Raw genomic sequence first — 20,445 nt, 5'->3', positions numbered from 1 at the left:
GCTCAGCCGGCACAGGAGGAACAAACCATGACTGAAGGCTTCAACACCCGCGCTATCCACGCCGGGCAGGCACCGGACCCCACCACCGGGGCCGTCATTCCCCCGCTCTACCAAAGCACCACCTACGCGCAGGACGGTATTGGCGGACTGCGCAACGGCTACGAGTACGGCCGAGGCACCAACCCCACGCGTGATTCGCTGCAGGCCCAGCTGGCCGCCCTGGAAGGCGGACGCCACGCATTTTCCTTCAGCTCCGGCCTGGCGGCCGAGGATGCCCTGATCCGCGCCCTGCTGGAACCCGGGGACCACATTGTCCTGGGCAACGACGCGTACGGCGGAACCTACCGGCTGATTAACCGGGTGCTCTCGGCCTGGGGCGTCACGAACACTGCCGTGGATATGTCAGACGCCGCAGCCCTCGAAACGGCCATCGCAGCCGGGAACACCAGGATTGTCTGGCTGGAAACGCCGTCGAACCCCATGATGAAGATCTCCGACATCGCCGCAGTTGCGCAGGCAGCGCACAATGCCGGTGCCCTCCTGGTGGTGGACAACACCTTCGCCTCCCCGTACCTGCAGCAGCCGCTCGCATTCGGAGCGGACATCGTGGTTCATTCGACCACCAAGTACATTGGCGGCCACTCGGACGCGGTTGGCGGGGCTGTGATCCTGAACGACGACGCCGCCGCGGAGAAGATCGGTTTCATCCAGTACGCGGTCGGTGCCGTTTCGGCTCCGATGGAAGCGTGGCTCACCACCCGGGGCCTGAAGACCCTGGGAGTGCGCATTGACCGGCATTCCTCCAACGCCATGGCGGTGGCCCGGTGGCTGAAGGAACAGCCCGCCGTCGAGTCCGTGCTGTACCCGGGCCTGGAGGACCATCCCGGCCATGACCTCGCCAAGACCCAGATGAAGGACTTCGGCGGCATGGTCTCGGTCAGCTTCAAGGGCGGGGAAGCCGCAGCGCGCAGGGTTGCGGAGTCCACCAGGGTCTTCACCCTGGCCGAGTCACTGGGCGGGGTTGAGTCCTTGATGAACTATCCCTCGGAAATGACCCATGCGTCCGTCAAGGGCACTGAGCTGGCCGTTCCGGAGAACCTGCTGCGGCTTTCCGTGGGCATTGAGGACATCGAGGACCTCATCGCGGACCTGGACCAGGCGCTGAAGCAGCTCTGATCTGGCCGTTTGGGTGCTTAGCGGCGCCCCATCAGACGGCCCCGCCGGACCCTGGGATCCGTCGCGGCGTAGAAGCGGCTGCTTTGCGGCAGCCACAGCAGCACCGCGCAGGCCAGCAGCAGCGCGCCCAGCGCCATGAGTGACGGGCCGCGGAACAGCAGGGGAACACCGGCTATGAGACCCAGTGTGGTCAGTGTTTCCCGGCTGCTGCGCTTTCCCCGGCGTAGCCGAAGGGCATAGAAAGCGGTAAGGGCACCGAGGGCGATGCCCAGGATTCCCAGTGTCAGCAGGCCCTGGGAGTCCTGCCGCTGTGTCTGGGCGGTGAACAGGAAGGAGCCGCCGGCCAGGATCAGGACGACGGCGGCTACCAGCCACGCTGCCGTGGCCAGCCGCATGGCTGCGGGCATCGGGGGATGTGTCTTGCTCACGCTGGGTCTCCTTTATGGGATCCGTCCGACGCTGCAGGCTTCGCGGGTATCCCGTTCACTGACTACGGTAGCGGCAGCCGGGGCCGAGGCGCCTGAACATTACCGGGAGCGTGGAGGATCCGCATGCGGCTGTTTGCGGGTGATCAGTGTCAAAACTTCCGTCTTGACCAGTCTGCGCCGGGGCAGGCGGGTAGAGTGTGCCTCGCTCGCCTGCTCGCCAGACGGCGGCAGCACAGGAGGGAAGCAGATGGCGCAGGGACTGCGTTCTCAGGCCGCGGCTGCGGCGGTGGTGCTCGCCGCGGCTGCGGTCTGCGCCGGCCTGCTGGCCCTCGCCGTGGCCCTTGCGCCGCGGGACGGCATCGACTTCCGGGTTTACGTGGCCGGCGGCCAGACGGTCCTGAAGGCAAGCGGTGAGCTGTATTCCGTGGGAATCCCCAACCCGCCCAATCCTTCACTGATGTTCACCTACCCGCCTGCCGCTGCCCTGCTGTTCGCCGTCCTCGCGCCCTTCGGTGACGCCGTGGGCTTCAACATCTTCCTTTGCCTCTCCCTGGCGCTGACCGCGCTGACGGCCCTGTGGCTCGTAGCGCACTTCAGCGGTTCCGGAAGCGTCAGGGCCGTCCTGAAGGGGTTCTGGCTCCGGCCAGCGGCCATCGTGGCGTTCGGCCTCGTAGCCGCCCTCGGACCGTGGCGGGACACCCTTGCCCTCGGGCAGGTCAACATCATCCTGTTCGCGATGGTGATGATCGATCTCCTGAACCGCAGCGAGCAGTGGCCGCGGGGGCTGCTCACCGGAGTGGCCGCCGGGCTCAAACTGACTCCGCTGGCCTTCGCGTTCTACTACTTCATCCGCGGAGACTGGCGCGGGCTGCGGAACATGGCCTTCGGTTTCCTTGCCACCTTCGCGCTGGGATTCCTGATCCTGCCCCGGGAATCGAAGACCTACTGGGGCGAACTGCTCCCGGACACATCGCGGGTTGGCGGGGGAGCGTACGTGGACAACCTGTCCTTCCGCGGGGCGCTGCTGCACTTCACCGGCCCCGACGCGGACGTCACCGTTCCCTGGCTGGCGCTGTGCCTGGCCGCGGCGGCGGCCGCCGCCGTCGTCATCCGGCTGGCAACCCGTTCCGGAGCGGACCTGCTGGCGCTGGCCGCCGCGGCGCTGCTCATGCTGCTGGCGTCGCCGGTCTCCTGGTCCCACCACTGGGTGTGGGTGGCACTCTTCCTGCCGCTGATGGTGAAGGCAGTTCTGGAACTGCCCCGGCAGCGGCGGATGATGCGCGTCGCCGGCTGGATGCTGCTCGCGGCGACGGCCGCGGCCTTCTACCTCACGCCCAAGGGAATTGGCGGCCTGCTGGGCGCTGCGGATCTGGATTCCCAGGTCCCGGACCTGTGGCTCATGGCCTCGAGCGCGGGAGTCTTCTGCGGCGCAGCCATGCTCGCCTGGTTCCTTGCCCTGCTTTGGCCGGACCGGCCGCCGCGCTGGTGGCGCGCCGCACCGGTCTCCGGCGATATCCACGTGCCGCGCACCTAGACTGTTGCCCATGACTTCCGGATCCCTCCTGGCTATCTGCCGCGTGCATGCCCTGCGGCCCACCTCCGACGCCGTAGGTGTCAGCGCCATCGACAAGCGCGCCGTTGAGGGTCCGGTCAAGGTCTACGCCCTGGGGCTCACCGGTGACGTGCAGGCGGACCGCCGGCACCACGGCGGTGAATCCAAGGCCGTCTACGCTTACTCGCAGGAGGACGCGGACTGGTGGGCTGCGGAACTTGGTGAGCCCGTGCCGCCGGGCCGATTCGGCGAGAACCTCCGGGTGGCGGGGATTGACGCGTCCTCTGCCGTGGTGGGGGAACAGTGGCGCATCGGCACGGACGTGGTGCTGGAAGTGACCTGCCCGCGCACCCCCTGCCGCAATTTCGCCCAGTACATGGGACAGCCCCGGTGGGTGGCACGGTTCGCCGCGGCCGGACGGCCGGGAACCTACCTGCGGGTTGTTTCCCGAGGTTCGATCGAGGCCGGTGACACGGTGGAAACCATCTCCCGGCCGGAACACGGCGTCACCGTGGCGGACGTGTTTGAGGGCCTCTCGGCTGGGCAGCATTCCCGCCTGTCAGAGGCCGGTCTAGCGGGAATGTACCTGTCCCCGGAGATCCGCAAGGTGCTGCGCCGCCAGCCGGCGGCGGTCCCGGGCGTGCAGGACGCCGTTTAGCCCGTGTGCCGGACCTCACGGCCGTAAACGGCTGGCGTGCGCCTGTCATGCCGTACACTTGAGTAATCCCCCACTCCGGTATTCCCTGATTTTCCTGCGGACTCAGAGTCCATTGCAGGTACGTTGTGTTGGGGCCCGCATGAAACATGCGGGCAGATTCATCTCCTGGGAGCGCCGGCAAAGAAATCGTCACACCGAGCCGCGGTCGCAACCCAGTGATACTGGCCCACAGCTGTGACGGAGAGTCCTGCCTGGGATTGCAACAGTGCCCGGACTTATGTACTTGCAGCCGCTTAGCCGGCTGCCCGGCCCCATTGATGAGGAATACCCCTTGCCTGAGAACACCCAAGAAACTGTCGAAGAAAACACTGCCGCCGAAGCTGTTGAAGCTGAGGTGCTGTTCTCCGATTTCAATCTGGATGCCCGCATCCTCGCCGCGCTGACCGACGTCGGCTACAAGGCCCCCTCGCCCATCCAGGCAGCCACCATCCCCGTGCTGCTCGAAGGCCGCGACGTCGTGGGCCTGGCCCAGACCGGCACCGGCAAGACCGCCGCCTTCGCCGTTCCCGCCCTGTCCCGCATGGCCGAGCTGGCCGAGGTCAACGGACCCACCAAGGACACCCAGATCCTGGTGCTGGCCCCGACCCGTGAACTGGCCCTGCAGGTGGCCGAAGCCTTCACCTCCTACGCCGTCCACATGGACGACTTCACCGTACTGCCAGTTTACGGCGGTTCCCCCTACGGCCCCCAGCTCGCCGGCCTGCGCCGCGGTGCGCAGGTTGTTGTTGGCACTCCGGGCCGCGTGATCGACCACATTTCCAAGGGTTCCCTGGACCTGTCCAACCTGCAGTACCTCGTCCTGGACGAGGCCGACGAAATGCTGCGGATGGGCTTCGCGGAAGACGTTGAGCAGATCCTCTCCAGCACCCCGGATGAGAAGCAGGTTGCCCTCTTCTCCGCCACCATGCCCGGTGCCATCCGCAAGATCGCCAAGAAGTACCTGAACGATCCGGCAGAAATCACGGTCAAGTCCAAGACCACCACCGGCGCCAACACCCGCCAGCGCTACGTGCAGGTCATGGGCCCGCACAAGCTCGACGCAATGTCCCGCATCCTCGAGACCGAGGACTTCGACGGCGTCATCGCCTTCGTGCGCACCAAGATGGCCACGGAGGACCTGGCGGACAAGCTGAAGTCCCGCGGCTACAAGGCAGCAGCGATCAACGGCGACATTCCGCAGCAGCAGCGTGAGCGCACCGTCGAGGCACTGCGCGAAGGCAAGATCGACATCCTGGTTGCCACCGACGTCGCCGCACGCGGCCTGGACGTTGAGCGCATCAGCCACGTCTTCAACTACGACATCCCGCATGACACCGAGTCCTACGTGCACCGCATCGGCCGTACCGGCCGCGCAGGCCGCACGGGCGACGCGATCCTGTTTATGACGCCGCGCGAGAAGTACCTGCTGCGCGCCATCGAGAAGGCCACCCGCCAGCCCGTTGAGCACATGCAGCTGCCCGGTGTTGACGTTGTCAACGCCAAGCGCCTGGCCAAGTTCTCCGAGCGCATCACCGAGACCCGGAACACCGAGGACCTCTCCGTCTTCCGTGACCTGGTCACCAAATACATCGCCGAGAACGACGTTCCCGCCGAGGAAATCGCCGCCGCACTGGCCGTCATGGCCCAGGGCGGACGCCCGTTGCTGATGGAAGAAATCCCGCAGGCTCCGGCCCGCCAGCGCGAGCGTTCCGAAGGCCGCAACGACGGCTTCGGCTCCCGCGGCCCGACGCGCCCGCTGACCGAAGGCAACGCGACCTACCGCATCGCCGTCGGACGCCGCCAGCGCGTGATGCCGGGTTCGATCGTCGGCGCCATCGCCAACGAGGGCGGCCTGTCCTCGGCGCAGATTGGCGGGATCGACATCCGCTCGGACCACACCCTCGTGGAACTGCCCGCGGATCTGTCCAAGGACCAGCTGCGTGCCCTGTCCCGCACCCGGATCGGCGGAGAACTGATCCACCTGGAACTGGACAAGGGACGCCGTCCGGCCCGCGAAGGCGGCTCGTACGACCGCGCTGACCGCGGCTTCAAGAAGGATTTCAAGAAGCGCGACGGCGAGCGGTCCTTCGGTGACCGCGGCTCCGACCGTCCGTACAAGAAGAAGTTCGACGGCGACCGCAGCTTCGGCAAGCCGGCCGGCGCCGGTGCCCGCAAGCCGCGTTTCCGCGACTAGGAGTTACTAGGCAGGCAGGGCGTCCTTCGGGGCGCCCTTCCTGTGTTTAACGGCGGTTGGCTGCGTGGCCTGTCGCGATGGCGGGCGATTCGTGCGGATCCAGTGGGCGCCGGCGCCGGACACGGAACAGATGAAAGAACCAGACGGCGGGCCCCAGGACGGGGAAGCCCAGGATGCCCAGCAGGCACAGGAGCTTCAAGCCACCGGACAGGTCCTTCTGCCGGGCAAGGGAGACCACGGCGGTGACGGCCAGCGCCAGCATCAGGACGCCCACGGCTGGAACCATGAATTCCCAATACGCCGGGACAACGGGGTTGGGGCCTTGGTCGATGGGGTGCCTCCTATGGCAGCCGGGTCCCTTCCGGGATTTCGCCTGTCAGTCTGCCACAGCAGGATCCCTGCTCAGTGCGTCCTGCGCTTCCCGGGCCTCCTGCCGGAGCTGCAGCACGTCCGAGGCGAGGGCCGCCAGGTCCCGCAGAGTGCTTTCCTGTTCCCCCGTGAGGCTGCGGGCTTCCCGGTCCATCACACAGAGGGTGCCCAGCGCCAGGCCCTCCTCGTTGCGCAGCGGTATGCCGGCATAGAAGCCGAAGCCGGGGGAAGCAGCGACCAGCGGGACGTCGGAGGTACGGGGGTCTCCCTGGACGTCGTCGACAATGAAGGGGGCGTCCTGGCTCACAGTGACGGGGCAGAGGGAACGGCTTGCATCAGCCGATCCGCGGCTGGTCCCGCTGCCGGACATGGTCCATACCCGTTCGGCTCCCACGATGGAGATGGCTGCGACGGGAACATCCAGCACCCGGGCGGTGATGGCGGTGATGCGGTCCAGCACCGGATCCGGCCCGTCTTCGGACTCCGCGGCGAGTTCCTCCGCCGCCCGGACACGGTCAGGGTCTGCCACAACGCTGCGCCGTCCGCGGCCGGCTGTGGCCAGTTCCATCATGGCTTCGGACACTTCGTGGGCCGAGGGCCTCTCATCGGTGTCCGGCGCGGTCATGGCTTTCAAAATGGCTGTCCATGCCGGACCCAGCGAGTCGGGAATCGCCGGACCGCGGAACAGACGGGCCAGGGCACTTTCAACGGCCATCCCGGGAAAAGCCCGCTCGCCGGTCAGGCAGCGCAGCAGCACCAGTCCCAGCGAATACACATCGCTGTGCGGTCCGGCAGGCTCGGAGCGCACCTGTTCCGGACTCATGAAGCCGGCGGTGCCCGTGAACCCGTCACTCTGGGGCGTGGGATCTCCGGCCATCTGGGCCACACCGAAGTCGGTCAGTTTGGCGCGCAGCCGGGATTCGTCTTCCCGGTAGTCGAAAAGAAGGATGTTGGCAGGTTTAACGTCCCGGTGGACGATGCCGGCCCGGTGCATGTAGTCCAGGCCGATCGACACGTCGTAACCGAGGTGGGAGACCTGCCTGGCCGGCAGCTTGCCTTTGGCCAGGCGGCGGCTGAGGTCCGGTCCCTGGACAAGTTCCATCGCCAGCCACACAATCGAAGTGCCCGACGGCGATACCTCCGTGCCGGCGTCGAACAGGGTGATGAGGCTGTGGTGGTTCAGCTGGGAAAGGACCTTCGCCTCGGCTTCATCCCGCTGCCGTTCTTCGGCCGTGCGGGCGCGGGAAGCGATGAGCTTCACGGCGACGTCGCGGCCCAAGAGTTCGTCGACCGCCCGGTGCACCGCGCCCATGGAACCCGAGCCGATTCTTTCCGCCAGGCGGTACCTTCCGCCGACTACCGTTCCTGGACCCATGTGCCTTGGCATCCGCACGCTCCTGTAAGAATCTGTTCCGGCCGGCGTGGGGCTGCGGCGGTGCGGAAACCCTGTTGTTTCCCGTCATTTATTCTACGGCCCAGGTGCCTTGCATTTGCTGCATGACGTGCCCCTGACCTGCGGCGGAAGTGTCTTCGATCACAGATGCGGAGTTTGGTTCGAATCGATTTCGTGATGCGGAGAAAGTACTGGTAGAGTCTTATGTCGTTGCCCCGGTAAGGGGCGATGCCCCGATAGCTCAGTGGTAGAGCGCCATCTTGGTAAGATGGAGGTCCCGGGATCGATTCCCGGTCGGGGCTCTCAATGGGAGGGTCCGCGTTTGTAAGCCTGTTGTCCAACAGCAGGCGAAACACGCGGGCTTGACTCATTTATGGCGGTGTAGCTCAGTTGGTTAGAGCGCACGACTCATAATCGTGAGGTCGGGAGATCGAGCCTCCCCACCGCTACAGGGAAAAACCCCCGGGATCCGCGTGATTCCGGGGGTTTTCTGCTGTCCCGGCACTGCGGTGCCCGGAATCGGGGAACATGTCTTCGCCGAGCCGGCGGAAGTGGCGGCCGGAAACCGGCTGTGACACGCAGTGCCCCGCCGGGGCGGAGCGTGGGCGGCTTGTAGGATCACAGGGAGAGCGCCGTCCTAAGTCAATCGCCCGAGCACGGAACGAAAGATGCAGACCCCATGACAGAGAACAACCCTGCCGCCAACGAGCAGGCCCTGCCGACCCGGCGCGCCCGGCGGGCAGCGCAGAACACTGACATGCCCGGGACTGCGAGCGGTGCCGGGCAGCGCGCCGCGCAGGGCAGCGGGGTCCAGGATTCGGCCAGTGCCGGCCAGGCAGCGGGAGAGGGCGCCGAAACGCTTCCATCCCGGCGCCGTGCCCGTGCTGAACTGCGGTCCCGGGGCAGCGACCAGCCATCAGGGCTGACTGGAGCCGGGGATGGCCGCTCACCCGCCGCCGCTGCAGGCGTGCTGCTTGGGGATCCCTCCTCAGCCACCCCTGACGACGACGGGCAGCCGGATTCCACTCATACGGCTGATGAAACGGCAGCGCTGCCGGAGGCCGCGCCTGAGTCCGAACCTGAGACAGCGGCCGAGCCGGAGTTCGACGCCGAGCCTGAGACTGAGACTGCGGCCGAGCCGGAGGCCGACGCCGAGCCTGCGGCCGAGCCGGAGTTCGACGCCGAGCCTGAGACTGATCCTGCTTCCGATACCAGTACCCAGCCTGAGCCCCCGGTTGAAGCCGTGCCCATGGCCGCGAACGCGGCCCCTGAGGCCCCGCGCGCCCCGGAATTCCCGCCGGTGCGTGAGGCGGCGCCCGAGTCCACACCCGACCCGGTGCAGGAACCCGGCCTGAGTACTGACGGGCAGCCGCTGGCCGTCGCGCTTCCCGAGCTGCCGGCTGCCCCGCCCGCCGGCGCACAGCAGGAGATGGAAATGAAGGTCCGCGACCCCGCTGAAGACCCGGCGGGTCCTCCCGCCGGGCTCCCGCCGGAGCCGGCACAGATGCCGGTCGATCTTCGCGAACGCACCCGGGCAGCGGTGCGGGGGGAGCCCAACGACGTTCGCCGTGCGACGTTCCTCGACACCCAGACCGCCAAGATCCCGGCAGCCCGCGGCTTTCGCGGTTTCCTTGCATTCCTCGGCATCCGGATAGCGCCGTCTGCGCGGGAACTTGAGGAGCGCAGGGACACCCGGATCGTCAGCCAGCACTGGCCCGGTCCGCGGACCATCTCCGTGGTGAATGGCAAGGGCGGCGCGAACAAGACGCCCACCACGGTGATGCTGGCTGCCATTTTTGCCCGCAACGGCGGGGGCCCGGTCCTTGCCTGGGACAACAACGAGACCCGGGGAACCCTTGGCTGGCGGACCGAGCAGGCGCAGCACGATGCCACGGTTATGGACCTGCTTCCTGAAACCGGGCTGCTGCAGTCCCCGGCAGCCCAGTCGGCCATGCTGGCCAAGTTCGTCCATCACCAGACGGATGACAAATACGACGTACTGCGTTCCAATCCGAATGTCCTGGCCTCGGAGCAGAAGGTCACCAAGGCTGACTTCGACGCGCTGCACTCCGTGGCATCCAAATACTTCCGCCTCAACGTGGTGGACTCCGGCAACGACGAAAGCGCCGAGCGGTGGCTGCGCATGATCGACCACACCGACCAGCTGGTCATTGCCACCACCACGGTCGAGGAACATGCCGAGGCAGGTGCGCTGCTGCTTGAAGCGCTGCAGGAACGCGGCGGAAAGTATGCGGAGCTGGCGCGCGGCGCCGTCGTCATTGTTTCCCAGGCCGACCGCAACGGCACCGAAGCGCAGGCAAGGAGAGTCGCCGAGGCGTTCAAGGTGCTCGCGCGGGCCGCGGTAACGATTCCGTATGACCCCGAGCTGGTAAAGGGACAGATCCGCTACGCCTCCCTCCGCCCCGCCACCCAGCGCGCCTGGCTGAGGGCAGCGGCAGCCGTAGCCGGAGGACTGTAGAAAGATCAGCTTGCTTATCTTTGCCACTTTTTCCTAGGGTAGAGGGCAGAGGCGGTTCAGGCCGGACCGCCAGACCACGAACGGAGGCAAAATGTCAGCACATGATATTTCCGGCAAGAAGGTCGCTTTCCTGCTCACGGACGGCGTAGAGCAGGTTGAACTCACCAGCCCGTGGGAAGCCGTGAAGGAAGCCGGCGGATCGCCGGTCCTGGTTTCACCGTCAAGCGACAGCATCCAGGGCTTCAACGGTTTGGATAAGGGGGACACCTTCTCCGTGGACCTGGACGTGGCGGACGCCAACGCTTCGGACTTCGATGCGCTGGTCCTGCCCGGCGGCGTCGTCAACGCCGATTTCCTGCGGGTGAACAAGGATGCCCAGCGGTTTGCGCGGGACTTCTTCGAAGCAGGCAAGCCGGTCGCAGCGATCTGCCACGGACCGTGGCTGCTGATCGACGCCGAGGTAGTCCAGGGCCGTGACCTGACGTCCTTCCACACCCTCGCCACCGACCTGCGCAACGCGGGGGCGAACTGGAGCGATGAAGAGGTTGTCGTGGACCAGGGCCTGGTTACCAGCCGCACCCCTGACGACCTAGAAGCCTTCAACGCCAAGGTGGTCGAAGAGATCTCCGAAGGGGAGCACGCCGGGCAGCACGCCTGACGTTTCCCCTTTCCCGCACCGCCCCGGAAGCCGCCAGGCTCCCGGGGCGGTGTGCTGCCAGCGTGCTGCCGCCCTTGTGCGTGTTGACCCGGCAGTTTGGATGGGATGACCAGGTTCCTCCGGTCTTGACTGCCTAGGGTGGGAGGAATCGTGGAGCCTAGCCAAAAGGGGGACTGCGTCCGTGAGCAGCAGAGACACGACGCCGGAGGGCCAGCGGCCGCTTGAGGGAATCCTGGTGGCTGACTTCTCCCGCATTCTGGCCGGTCCCCTGTGCACCATGACCCTGGCGGACCTGGGTGCGCGGGTCATCAAGGTTGAACGACCGGAGACGGGGGATGACACCCGCAGCTGGGGGCCGCCGTTCTCCGGCACCGGGGCCACCTACTTTGAAGCAGCGAACCGGAACAAGGAATCGGTCTGCCTTGACCTGGCAGACGAGCGCGGGCTCCGGCTTGCGAGGGAACTGGCGCTGCGGGCGGACGTCCTGGTGGAGAACTTCAAGCCCGGCGGGCTCGACAAACTGGGGCTGGGCTACGCGGAGCTGAGCGAGGCGAATCCGGGCCTCGTCTACGCGTCCATCTCCGGTTTTGGCGACGGCGGCGGCCGGAACCTGCCGGGCTACGATTTTGTGGTCCAGGCCCTTGGCGGGTTGATGAGCATCACAGGGGAGTCCGGCGGAACACCGATGAAAGCCGGGGTGGCCCTGGTAGACGTGCTCACCGCCAAGGACGCCGCGACGGCGGTGCTGGCAGCACTGCTTTCCCGCCGGGCTACCGGTCGGGGAACCCACGTGCGGCTCAACCTGCTCTCCAGCCTGCAGGGGGCCCTGGCCAACCAGGCGCAGGCTTTCCTTGGCGCCGGAGTGGTGCCGGGCCGCATGGGTAACGCCCACCCCTCCATTGTTCCGTACCAGCTGCTGGCCTGCGCGGACGTTCCACTGGCTGTGGCGTGCGGCAACGACTCGCAGTTCGCCGGGCTGGCCCGCGAACTGGATGTTCCCTGGCTGGCCGTGGATGAACGGTTCGCTACTAACAGTGCCCGGGTACGGCACCGGGAGGAGCTGATTCCGCTCTTGGAGGAGTGCCTCGCCGCTGCCCCCGCGGCCCACTGGCAGGAACGCCTGAGCCGGGCAGGAGTGCCCGCGGGAAAAGTTGCCGGCATCGACGAGGGAATTGCCTACGCCGCGTCGCTCGGCCTTGAACCGGTGCTTGAACTGACGGATGCCGACGGCGCTCCGGCCGGACGGCAGATCCGCCACCCAGCCCAGTGGGAACCTGCGCTGGCCCCGCGGGCGGACGCTCCGCCCAGGCTCGGACAGCACACGGAAGACGTCCTGCAGTGGCTGCAGGAACCGGCGGGAAACCCGGCGGTGGAACGCTACAGCTCCCGCTGACGCAGCTCCAGCCACAGCGGGGCGAAGACATCCGGGTCATCCAGGTTCACGCCGAGCAGGGACGAGGCGAGTGCCATCCGGTGCCGGAGGGAATTGCGGTGGATGCCCAGGGCGCGCGAGGCGTTTTCCCAGTGCCCCCGGTGCCGCAGGTATTCGGTGACCGTGCCCACCAGGTCGGCACGGGAATACGCCGCCAGCGACTGGACCCACCCCTGTGCCGCAGCATGGGCAGGTGCAGCAATGCCTGCGAGAGCACCCGCCGGGGCCTGGCTCAGTGCCCGCCGCAGCCCGGCCAGGACCCCCGGCACCTCAGCCAGGCTGACCGGATCGCTGACGGCGCCGGCACATTCCGGGACCGGTGCCCCGGCGGGAACCTTCCCGCGTGCATGCCCGCTACCGCCTTCGGGCAGGAGTACGTACAGCACCCCGTCCCGCTCGTGGCGGAGCATGCAGTTTAGGACTGCCTCGGGGACCGGCAGCACCCCGGGCGCCGGTGCAAGGGCCGGGGCGGCCGCCACCAGCTGCTCGGGAACCGCTGCGTCTCCCGCGCTGAGCGCGAGGACCCGCACGCTGTGCGGCAGCTCAGGATGCCCCGCATCCTCCGCGAGGATCCGTGCCGCCTCCGTGTGCCCGTGCAGCACCAGCTTGGCGACGGCGGATTCCAGGACGGAAGCAGCACTGGACGCTGCTTCCCGCTGGCGGGCCTTCAGCGCCAGCAGCGTGCAGACGGTCATGATGACCTGCCGGTCCGGCGCAGCGAGCTTCCGTCCGGGCCCCACGGCCAGGAAACCGTGGATCCGTCCGCCGGCAGCAATCGGATACTCCACCACCGGCTGGCCGTGCAGCTCGAAGGTCGCGGCCGAATGGGTGCCGGCCCGGTTGAGCCGGATGGTCTCTTCACGCAACAGGGGAAGCAGTGCGCCCGTGCTCTCCGGCCAGTACCGCGCCGGTTCCGTGCCGGCGGGCAGGAAAGCGGCCCATCCGCCCAGGGCCTGGGCGAGGCCGCGAATGACGGCGGCGGCGCCGCCGGGGCGCGTGGCCGCCTGCGCAAGGGACGTCTGGGTTCCCAGGCTGCCCAGCAGCTCCGCCTGGCCGCTGCGGGCCGAGAGCCTCCAGAAGGAGCGGGACACGTCCTGGAACGGTACGCCGTCGGGCACTGCCAGCAGGTGGATCTGAGCCTCGTCGCAGGCTTCGGACAGGTAGTGCGGCACATCGGTGAGCCAGGGACCCAGCCCGATGCCAAGAGCGTGGACTCCCCTGGCACGAAGCCGGTCCACGTAGCGCGCGGTGGCCGCGGGGCTTCCGCCCAGCGGCATTCCCGTGGTGAGCAGCAGCTCTCCGCCGTCCAGGTAAGGCGTGGGGTCCTCCAGCTCCGACACATGGACGCCGGTCAGTTCCCGGGCCGGAAGGGAGCGGCTGTTGACCGGCACGAGGTGCGTTCCGAGGACGGCACAAAGCTCAGAAAGGAAAACCATGGGATAAATCATCCGGTATCTACCCCACAATTGGGCCAAATGCTCAATGACGCATGCCGCAGGCCTCCGTAGCGTGTGCCCATGACCAAAACCACAGCAGTCCCGCCCACGGACACCCTGGAACCGGCAGACCTCATCAGCTTCGATTCACTGCTCAGCAGCGACGAGCTGGCGCTGCGGGCCAAGGTTCGCTCCTTCGTGGACGAGGCGATCCGCCCCAATATCGCCGGCTGGTTCGAAGCCGCCCATTTCCCGCTGGAGATCGTGCCGGAGATGGGAAAGCTCGGTCTGTTGGGAATGCACCTGCACGGCTACGGCTGCGCAGGGCGTTCCGCCGTCGAATACGGGCTCGCCGGGGCCGAGCTTGAGGCCGGCGACTCCGGACTGCGGACCTTTGTCTCCGTGCAGGGCTCGCTGGCCATGAGTGCCATCTCCAAATGGGGGTCCGAGGAACAGAAGGAGCGCTGGCTGCCGGGGATGGCCAGGGGGGAGGAGATCGGCTGCTTCGGACTCACCGAACCCACCGCCGGGTCCGATCCGTCTGCCATGAAGACCTTCGCCCGCCGCGACGGCGAGGACTGGGTCCTCAACGGCACCAAGCGGTGGATTGGACTCGCCAACATCGCCTCGGTGGCCGTGATCTGGGCGCAGACCGACGACGGTATCCGCGGATTCGTGGTTCCCGCCGGGACCGCCGGATTCACCGCCACCCCCATCGGGCCGAAACTGTCCATGCGCGCAAGCATCCAGTGCGAGATCGAACTCAGTGACTTGCGGCTGCCGGCTGATGCCGTGCTTCCCGGCGCCCGCGGCCTGCGCGGACCATTCTCCTGCCTCAACGAAGCGCGCTACGGCATCATCTGGGGGTCCATGGGCGCCGCCCGGGATTCATTCGAAGCCGCCCTGGCCTACGCCAGGGAACGCCTGCAGTTCGACAAGCCGCTCGCCGGATACCAGCTGACCCAGCAGAAGCTGGTGGACATGGCCCTGGAGATCAACAAGGGATTCCTGCTCGCACTCCACCTGGGCAGGCTCAAGGACGCCGGAACGCTGCAGAACCACCAGATCTCGGTGGGCAAGCTGAACAACGTCCGGGAAGCCATCGCCGTTGCCCGTGAGGCCAGGACCATCCTCGGCGGCAACGGCATCACCCTTGAGCACTCGCCGTTGCGCCACGCGAACAACCTTGAATCCGTACGTACGTATGAGGGCACGGACGAGGTGCACACGCTCATTCTCGGCCAGCAGCTCACCGGCGTCCCCGCCTTCCGCTAACCGGGGACCGGACCGGTCTACCCAACACAGGAGATGTCCTTGCTCGACGCCGTCGAGGGCATCGGCGTCGGAATCCTGTATGTGAACTCCGAATCCGCAGGAACCGATCCCCATGTTCCGTTCGGCGGGGCAAAGAAATCCGGTACGGACCGAAGGAACAGGGGCAGTCCGCCAAGGAGTTCTTCACCCACACCGCCACGGTCTACCTGCGCGGAGGCAGCCCGGGCTGGCCGTGCCGGGGGCCCCGGACCGGTGCGGTACCGTGAAAAGGCACCCTAGCTCCGGAGGCTCCGCCAAATGACTAACGCCCTGTATCTCTGCGGCGGCACGGCATGGGACGGCGACGGCGCTTTCCTCCGCCTGTTTCAGCCCGGCGGACGGTCGACGCTGCGGCTCGCCTCCGGGACCCAGCTGCGGTTCCGGATCCGCTCAGAGGCTCCGCGCTACTGCCTGGGCTACGAGCTCCTCGGCGAAGAGGGACGCACTGCCCGGCCCTGTCCGGGAAATGCACCCGCAGAGCGGGGCAACCAGTGCCGGCGGTGCTTCTTCCAGGACGAGGGACGGCTGGTCCACAACAGCCACCGCGGCGGTGACCTTCCGGCGGGGCTGAAGAATTACCTCGCCCGGCCGCAGTGGCTGTACATTGCCACCTTCGCGGACGGGACCACCAAGGTAGGCACCGCGGCAGACCGGCGGAAGGTCCTGCGCCTCACTGAACAGGGAGCGCTCGCAGCCCAGTACGTGGCACGCGCTGCCAACGGCCAGCAGGTCCGGGTGCTCGAAGACGGGATTTCCGGCACCCTCGGACTGCCGCAGGCCGTGCGGGCCGGACACAAGTGCGCCGCCCTGGCGGCCCCGCTGCCGTGTGAGGAGCTGGAGGCGATCAACGCGAACCACGCCGATGCCGCCCGTGCGGTCCTGATCGACCGGAACCCGGAGGGGTTCGACGTGGTGAAGGAGACCTGGCAGCGCCCCGAGGCGTTCGACGCGGTCCTGGAAGAGAAAGCCCCGGCGCCATACCCGCTTGCCCTGGCCACCGGTGAGCACGGTCTGGTGCTCCGCGGCATGCTGGGCAGCACCGCGCTCGCAGCCACGGACGACGCCGGCCTGTGCTTCCTGGCGGACCTCACCGCCCTGAAGGGGCAGCGCATCGAATTCGGGGACTTCCGCACCGAGCTGCCCGCTCTCCAGCAGCCCCTGTTCTGACGCTCTGCCGTGCTTCGCCGTTTCGGTGCCTGCGGCGCCGCGACTGTATTCTGAAGCCATGCTTAACACCCCCTGGGAAACCGGTTCGCCGCTCTACCGCCGCCTCGTGGTCATCGCCCTCTCGGTGACCGGAGCAGGAATCCTCATGGTCATCCTGGGCGCCGTGACCAACCAGCAAATCATCATGTACCTCGCCCTGCCGGTCATTGTGGTGGGCATGAGCATGCACCTGAGCGGTATGGTGGTGCGAGCCCGCGACGCCCGCCGCCGGATGAAGGGAAACAAATGAGCATCAACCCCGAGCTGGCCGGCCGGAGCTATCCGGCCGGAGAGTCCTACCAGGTGGGACGCGAGAAGATCCGGGAGTTCGCCCGGGCGGTGAAGGCGACCAGCCCGGCCCACTTCGACGTCGCTGCAGCGCAGGAGCTTGGATACGCAGACCTGGTAGCCCCGCCCACCTTCGCCATCATCGTGGCCCAGCTGGCCGACGCGCAGCTGATCCGCGATCCTGAAGCCGGAATCGACTTTTCCCGGGTGGTCCATGCCGACCAGCGCTTCACCCACCACCGTCCGATCGTTGCGGGGGATGAGCTGCTGGCCGAACTGCACGTGGACAACGTGCGGGCAATGGGCGACGGCGCCCTGATCACCACACGCGCGGAAATCTCCACAGTGGACGGCGAGAAGGTCGCCACCACACTCTCATCCATCCTCGTCCGGGGAGAGGGCCAGTAGCCATGTCCATTGCACTCAGCGAACTGGAGGCCGGACAGGAAATCGGCCGGACCACCCTTGAAATCAGCCGCGCGGACCTGGTCCGTTACGCCGGTGCCTCGGGAGACTTCAATCCGATCCACTGGAACGAACGGTTTGCGCGTTCCGTGGACCTGCCCGGAGTCATCGCGCACGGCATGTTCACCATGGGTGCGGCCGTGCAGCTGGTAACCGACTGGATCGGCGATCCGGGAGCTGTCCTGGATTACCAGACCCGTTTCACCCGTCCCGTCACCGTTGAAGACGTTGCCGGTGCCCCGGGCGCCGTCGTCGACGTCACCGGTACCGTCGGTGCGGTAGACGCTGACAACTCAACGGCACGGATCGACCTGACAGTTGCCTTCAACGGCCAAAAAGTGCTGGTCAAGGCGCAGGCGGTTGTACGGGTCTGGTGAGTGCTCTGACCTCGATGCAGCTTGCATCCCTGACGACCTCCCGTGTGGGCGGGCCGGCCTACCGCTACCTGAATGCGGAAACACCCGATGAACTCATCTCAATGGTTCGTGCAGCAGACGAGGCATCGGAGTCCCTGCTGATCGTGGGCGGCGGTTCAAACCTGCTCATTTCCGACGCCGGCTTCGACGGCGCAGTGGTGCACGTCGGCAACCGCGGCATCGAATTCAGGGAAGGCGACGGCGGTACGGCCGTCGTAGACGTGCAGGCGGGCCACCCATGGGATGACCTGGTGGCAACGACCGTGGCCGAAGGCTATTCCGGCCTTGAAGCACTCTCCGGAATTCCCGGACTGACGGGCGCGACGCCGGTGCAAAACGTGGGCGCCTACGGTTCGGATGTTTCGCACAGTATTGTCTCGGTGCTCACCTGGGACCGCAGGGAACGCGCGCGGCGCCGCTTCGGCGCTCCGGACCTGGAGTTCGGTTACCGGGATTCGCTGCTCAAGCGCACCACGGTGAACGGTTCTCCGCGGTACGTCGTCCTCAGCGTTGAATTCGCCGTGACCAAGACAACCGCCAGCGCTCCCGTGCGCTACGCCGAGCTTGCCCGCGCGCTGAACGTTGAAGTGGGCGAGAGCGCGGACACCGCCGATGTACGCCGGGAAGTCCTGCGGCTGCGTGCCGGCAAAGGCATGGTCCTCGACTCGTCGGATCCGGACACCTACAGCACCGGGTCCTTCTTCACGAATCCCATCCTGCACGCACCGGATGCTGACCGGCTGCCGGCGGAAGCGCCGCGCTACCCTGTTGCGGAACCGGGAAAGGTCAAGCTCAGTGCTGCCTGGTTGATTGAACATGCCGGTTTCGGCAAGGGTTTCGGCCTGGCGGGCACCGACGGGGAGGGCATCGCCGGCGGGCGGGCATCGCTGTCCGCCAAACACACCCTGGCCGTGACGAACCGCGGCAGCGCTTCTGCGGAAGACCTGCTGGCCGTGGCCCGCGCGGTAGCGGACGGCGTCGAGCAGCGCTTTGGAATCCGGCTGCATCCGGAACCGCTGCTGATCAACTGCACGCTGTAGCCGCCCCCGCAGAGACTGGGAAGAAACCGCCCGTTCGGACATCCGAACGGGCGGTTTCGTTGTTCCGGGCTGTCCTCCGGATTGCCGCGATTGTACTTAGAGCCTCTAATACTTAGAATCTTTAACTATGAGTTTCGACGAGTCCCTTCGGCTGTCCCGCGAACTGCGCCCCACGCTGCCCCGGCTCTACCATCTGAGCCGCCGCCGCATCCCGGGCTGGGACCTGACCACATCCCAGTCCTCGGTCATGAGCACGCTGGTAGACCGCGGACCGCTCCGGATGAGTGAACTCGCTGCGTTGGAAGGCGTCCAGCTGCCCTCGGCCACGTCCGTGGTCAACGGGCTGGTCAGGCTGGGCCTGGTGGAACGCCGGGCGGATCCAGCCGACCGGCGCGCCGTCGTCATCGACCTCACCGCGAAGGGCCGCAGCCAGGTGGAGGAGCTCGTGGACCGCCGAAACCACTCGTTCGCCCTCCTGCTCGAGCGTCTTCCCGAGCAGGACCGCAGGCTTCTGCAGGACGCCGTCCCGGCAATAGTGCGGCTTCTGTCCCTGGGGCCGGAGACGCCGGACCCGGTCCCTCCAGGCCCCCGTCCCTCCGCGGACAACTAAAGGACCTCTTTTCGAAAGGCACCACAGACATGAGTAAAGCTGCAGCCGTGCGGGAAGCTTCCGCACATCCACGGCTCGCGGACGCGTTGCACGGTCAGCCAAAAACTGTGTGGGTCACGGCGTTCGCCGCTGTGATCGCGTTTATGGGCATCGGCCTGGTAGACCCGATCCTGAACACCATCACCGAGGAGCTCGGTGCTTCCCCCACGGAGACCACCCTGCTTTTCGGTTCCTACCTGGGCGTCCAGGTTCTGGCCATGCTGCTGACCGGAGTGATGTCCTACCGCTTTGGCCCCAAACGCACCCTGGTTGCCGGACTGGTACTTATTGTCCTGGCGGCTGGCGCATGTTCACTGGCGAACAGCATCGAGACGCTCGTGTGGCTGCGTGCCGTCTGGGGGCTGGGAAATGCGTTCTTCATCGCGACGGCGCTCTCCGTCATCGTTGGAGCCGCTGCGGGCGGGCAGGCCGGGGCGATTCTGCTGTATGAGGCAGCGCTGGGCGTGGGGCTCGCCGTCGGGCCGCTGCTGGGCGCCGTGCTGGGCGCCATCTCGTGGCGCGGGCCGTTTGCCGGCACCGCAGTGCTGATGGCCATCGGCGTCATCCTCTGCACGGCAATGCTGGCCAGGGACAAGGACAAATCTGCGCGGCAGAAGATTCGGCTCATCGATCCCATCCTGGCGCTGCGCAACCGGAACCTCCTGCTGACTTCCCTCGGATCGGCGTTCTACACGGCGGCGTTCTTCTCGATCATCGCCTGGTCACCGTTCGTCCTGGAGGAAGGCGCCTTCTACGTCGGTTTCGTCTTCTTCGGCTGGGGCCTGTGCGTGGCGGTTTCTTCCGTGCTGCTGGCACCGAAAGTGGCACGCTGGTTCGGCGAGCGCGGGGGAGCGGTAGCCACCGTGCTGATCTACGCGCTGGTGCTGCTGGGCATGGCCGCCGGGAACAAGACGGTAGTGGTGGCAGGCATCATTGTCTCCGGCATCTTCTCCGGCATCCTGAACACCCTCTTCACCGGCACGGCAATGAGCTCCGGCACGGGGCCGCGTGCGGTGAACAGCGCCGGCTATAACTTCCTTCGCTGGTTTGGCGGAGCAGTCTCGGCGATCCTGGTGGGCCACATTGCTCAGTGGCTCGGTATGCGTGCGCCGTTCTGGGTGGGTGCCATCTGCTGTGCCGCTGCCGCAGGACTGCTGCTCCTGCGCAGCGGGGCGGGCGATCCGGACCCCCACGCGGTCCCTGAGGAGACGGCCGCCGTCGGCGCGGATTAGTGCGCCGGCTCAGGCATCCGC

General features: G+C 67.0%; 20 protein-coding genes and 2 tRNA genes. 18 read left to right on the top strand and 4 right to left on the bottom strand.

Translation table 11 applies throughout. The annotated features are described in order from the left end of the window. Nucleotides 1-27 precede the first annotated feature (27 nt). Complete coding sequence (locus ITX31_RS07545; RefSeq protein ID WP_194782817.1) at nt 28-1,176, top strand: cystathionine gamma-synthase; 1,149 nt, start codon at nt 28-30, stop codon at nt 1,174-1,176. A 17-nt stretch (nt 1,177-1,193) separates the two neighbouring features. Here the strand turns inward: ITX31_RS07545 and ITX31_RS07540 are convergent, their stop codons facing one another. Continuing rightward, nucleotides 1,194-1,604, bottom strand: coding sequence for a hypothetical protein (locus ITX31_RS07540; RefSeq protein WP_194782816.1), 411 nt, complete (start codon nt 1,602-1,604; stop codon nt 1,194-1,196). 247 nt (nt 1,605-1,851) lie between these two features. Here ITX31_RS07540 and ITX31_RS07535 point away from each other — a divergent pair, with 247 nt between their 5' ends. The 3 genes from ITX31_RS07535 to ITX31_RS07525 all read left to right on the top strand — a co-directional run bounded on the left by ITX31_RS07535 (nt 1,852) and on the right by ITX31_RS07525 (nt 6,047). Continuing rightward, nucleotides 1,852-3,138, top strand: a complete 1,287-nt coding sequence (locus tag ITX31_RS07535) for a glycosyltransferase 87 family protein (protein ID WP_194782815.1) — start codon at nt 1,852-1,854, stop codon at nt 3,136-3,138. Nucleotides 3,139-3,148: 10 nt separating this feature from the next. Beyond that, the gene (locus ITX31_RS07530) at nt 3,149-3,814 is read left to right on the top strand and encodes an MOSC domain-containing protein (RefSeq protein WP_194782814.1); all 666 of its coding nucleotides are present in this window, start codon (nt 3,149-3,151) and stop codon (nt 3,812-3,814) included. Nucleotides 3,815-4,145: 331 nt separating this feature from the next. Further along, nucleotides 4,146-6,047 carry a DEAD/DEAH box helicase gene (locus ITX31_RS07525; protein ID WP_323745609.1) on the top strand — a complete coding sequence of 634 codons (1,902 nt, stop codon included), beginning with the start codon at nt 4,146-4,148 and terminating at the stop codon, nt 6,045-6,047. 46 nt (nt 6,048-6,093) lie between these two features. On the opposite strand, the gene ITX31_RS07520 is transcribed toward ITX31_RS07525, so the two are convergent. Next, nucleotides 6,094-6,333, bottom strand: coding sequence for a PLDc N-terminal domain-containing protein (locus ITX31_RS07520; protein WP_194782812.1), 240 nt, complete (start codon nt 6,331-6,333; stop codon nt 6,094-6,096). Between the two features lie 90 nt (nt 6,334-6,423). Next, a complete protein-coding gene (locus ITX31_RS07515) occupies nt 6,424-7,791 on the bottom strand; it encodes a protein kinase domain-containing protein (RefSeq protein WP_228529099.1) in 1,368 nt (455 codons plus the stop codon). A gap of 248 nt (nt 7,792-8,039) precedes the next feature. On the opposite strand from ITX31_RS07515, the gene ITX31_RS07510 reads away from it, so the two are divergent. The 5 genes from ITX31_RS07510 to ITX31_RS07490 all read left to right on the top strand — a co-directional run bounded on the left by ITX31_RS07510 (nt 8,040) and on the right by ITX31_RS07490 (nt 12,339). Continuing rightward, nucleotides 8,040-8,111 (top strand) — tRNA-Thr (locus ITX31_RS07510). A 73-nt stretch (nt 8,112-8,184) separates the two neighbouring features. Further along, nucleotides 8,185-8,258 (top strand) — tRNA-Met (locus ITX31_RS07505). 230 nt (nt 8,259-8,488) lie between these two features. After that, entirely contained in the window at nt 8,489-10,288 is a 1,800-nt protein-coding gene (locus tag ITX31_RS07500) for an AAA family ATPase (RefSeq protein ID WP_194782810.1), read from the top strand. Between the two features lie 91 nt (nt 10,289-10,379). Then, entirely contained in the window at nt 10,380-10,946 is a 567-nt protein-coding gene (locus tag ITX31_RS07495) for a type 1 glutamine amidotransferase domain-containing protein (protein ID WP_194782809.1), read from the top strand. 181 nt (nt 10,947-11,127) lie between these two features. After that, entirely contained in the window at nt 11,128-12,339 is a 1,212-nt protein-coding gene (locus tag ITX31_RS07490) for a CoA transferase (RefSeq protein WP_323745608.1), read from the top strand. Here ITX31_RS07490 and ITX31_RS15990 read toward each other — a convergent pair. Beyond that, nucleotides 12,324-13,814 carry a PucR family transcriptional regulator gene (locus tag ITX31_RS15990; protein WP_194782808.1) on the bottom strand — a complete coding sequence of 497 codons (1,491 nt, stop codon included), beginning with the start codon at nt 13,812-13,814 and terminating at the stop codon, nt 12,324-12,326. The two genes, ITX31_RS07490 and ITX31_RS15990, sit on opposite strands and share 16 nt — an antisense overlap. Nucleotides 13,815-13,895: 81 nt before the next feature. On the opposite strand from ITX31_RS15990, the gene ITX31_RS07480 reads away from it, so the two are divergent. The 9 genes from ITX31_RS07480 to ITX31_RS07440 all read left to right on the top strand — a co-directional run bounded on the left by ITX31_RS07480 (nt 13,896) and on the right by ITX31_RS07440 (nt 20,424). Next, a complete protein-coding gene (locus ITX31_RS07480) occupies nt 13,896-15,089 on the top strand; it encodes an acyl-CoA dehydrogenase family protein (protein ID WP_194782807.1) in 1,194 nt (397 codons plus the stop codon). A 33-nt stretch (nt 15,090-15,122) separates the two neighbouring features. After that, nucleotides 15,123-15,368: a hypothetical protein gene (locus tag ITX31_RS07475; protein ID WP_228529098.1), complete on the top strand. Its 246-nt coding sequence runs from the start codon at nt 15,123-15,125 to the stop codon at nt 15,366-15,368. 18 nt (nt 15,369-15,386) lie between these two features. Continuing rightward, nucleotides 15,387-16,295 carry a DUF2797 domain-containing protein gene (locus ITX31_RS07470; RefSeq protein ID WP_194782806.1) on the top strand — a complete coding sequence of 303 codons (909 nt, stop codon included), beginning with the start codon at nt 15,387-15,389 and terminating at the stop codon, nt 16,293-16,295. A gap of 58 nt (nt 16,296-16,353) precedes the next feature. Further along, the gene (locus tag ITX31_RS07465; RefSeq protein WP_194782805.1) at nt 16,354-16,584 is read left to right on the top strand and encodes a hypothetical protein; all 231 of its coding nucleotides are present in this window, start codon (nt 16,354-16,356) and stop codon (nt 16,582-16,584) included. Next, entirely contained in the window at nt 16,581-17,030 is a 450-nt protein-coding gene (locus ITX31_RS07460) for a MaoC family dehydratase N-terminal domain-containing protein (protein WP_194782804.1), read from the top strand. Before ITX31_RS07465 ends, ITX31_RS07460 begins: the two co-directional genes overlap by 4 nt. 2 nt (nt 17,031-17,032) lie before the next feature. Beyond that, nucleotides 17,033-17,464 (top strand): MaoC family dehydratase, encoded by a 432-nt coding sequence (locus ITX31_RS07455; RefSeq protein ID WP_194782803.1) that lies wholly within the window; start codon nt 17,033-17,035, stop codon nt 17,462-17,464. A gap of 5 nt (nt 17,465-17,469) precedes the next feature. Then, on the top strand, nt 17,470-18,543 hold the full coding sequence (locus tag ITX31_RS07450; RefSeq protein WP_194783555.1) for a UDP-N-acetylmuramate dehydrogenase: 1,074 nt from the start codon (nt 17,470-17,472) through the stop codon (nt 18,541-18,543). A 127-nt stretch (nt 18,544-18,670) separates the two neighbouring features. Then, the gene (locus ITX31_RS07445; protein ID WP_194782802.1) at nt 18,671-19,153 is read left to right on the top strand and encodes a MarR family winged helix-turn-helix transcriptional regulator; all 483 of its coding nucleotides are present in this window, start codon (nt 18,671-18,673) and stop codon (nt 19,151-19,153) included. A gap of 29 nt (nt 19,154-19,182) precedes the next feature. Continuing rightward, nucleotides 19,183-20,424: an MFS transporter gene (locus ITX31_RS07440; RefSeq protein ID WP_194782801.1), complete on the top strand. Its 1,242-nt coding sequence runs from the start codon at nt 19,183-19,185 to the stop codon at nt 20,422-20,424. The last annotated feature ends 21 nt before the right edge of the window (nt 20,425-20,445 follow it).

This window comes from Arthrobacter gandavensis (genome assembly GCF_015355785.1).
In the GTDB taxonomy this organism is placed as follows: Bacteria; Actinomycetota; Actinomycetes; order Actinomycetales; family Micrococcaceae; genus Arthrobacter_B; species Arthrobacter_B gandavensis_A.
Note: the sequence above shows the minus strand (reverse complement) of the source record. Positions and strands in the feature narration are given on the sequence as shown.

Excerpts from the sequence above, each read along its gene's own strand:
- ITX31_RS07545 (WP_194782817.1), top strand. The coding sequence starts at position 28 with ATGACTGAAGGCTTCAACACCCGCGCTATCCACGCCGGGCAGGCACCG.
- ITX31_RS07535 (WP_194782815.1), top strand. The coding sequence starts at position 1,852 with ATGGCGCAGGGACTGCGTTCTCAGGCCGCGGCTGCGGCGGTGGTGCTC.
- ITX31_RS07530 (WP_194782814.1), top strand. The coding sequence starts at position 3,149 with ATGACTTCCGGATCCCTCCTGGCTATCTGCCGCGTGCATGCCCTGCGG.
- ITX31_RS07520 (WP_194782812.1), bottom strand. The coding sequence starts at position 6,333 with ATGGTTCCAGCCGTGGGCGTCCTGATGCTGGCGCTGGCCGTCACCGCC.
- ITX31_RS07515 (WP_228529099.1), bottom strand. The coding sequence starts at position 7,791 with ATGGGTCCAGGAACGGTAGTCGGCGGAAGGTACCGCCTGGCGGAAAGA.
- ITX31_RS07500 (WP_194782810.1), top strand. The coding sequence starts at position 8,489 with ATGACAGAGAACAACCCTGCCGCCAACGAGCAGGCCCTGCCGACCCGG.
- ITX31_RS07495 (WP_194782809.1), top strand. The coding sequence starts at position 10,380 with ATGTCAGCACATGATATTTCCGGCAAGAAGGTCGCTTTCCTGCTCACG.
- ITX31_RS15990 (WP_194782808.1), bottom strand. The coding sequence starts at position 13,814 with ATGGTTTTCCTTTCTGAGCTTTGTGCCGTCCTCGGAACGCACCTCGTG.
- ITX31_RS07480 (WP_194782807.1), top strand. The coding sequence starts at position 13,896 with ATGACCAAAACCACAGCAGTCCCGCCCACGGACACCCTGGAACCGGCA.
- ITX31_RS07475 (WP_228529098.1), top strand. The coding sequence starts at position 15,123 with ATGTCCTTGCTCGACGCCGTCGAGGGCATCGGCGTCGGAATCCTGTAT.
- ITX31_RS07470 (WP_194782806.1), top strand. The coding sequence starts at position 15,387 with ATGACTAACGCCCTGTATCTCTGCGGCGGCACGGCATGGGACGGCGAC.
- ITX31_RS07465 (WP_194782805.1), top strand. The coding sequence starts at position 16,354 with ATGCTTAACACCCCCTGGGAAACCGGTTCGCCGCTCTACCGCCGCCTC.
- ITX31_RS07460 (WP_194782804.1), top strand. The coding sequence starts at position 16,581 with ATGAGCATCAACCCCGAGCTGGCCGGCCGGAGCTATCCGGCCGGAGAG.
- ITX31_RS07455 (WP_194782803.1), top strand. The coding sequence starts at position 17,033 with ATGTCCATTGCACTCAGCGAACTGGAGGCCGGACAGGAAATCGGCCGG.
- ITX31_RS07445 (WP_194782802.1), top strand. The coding sequence starts at position 18,671 with ATGAGTTTCGACGAGTCCCTTCGGCTGTCCCGCGAACTGCGCCCCACG.
- ITX31_RS07440 (WP_194782801.1), top strand. The coding sequence starts at position 19,183 with ATGAGTAAAGCTGCAGCCGTGCGGGAAGCTTCCGCACATCCACGGCTC.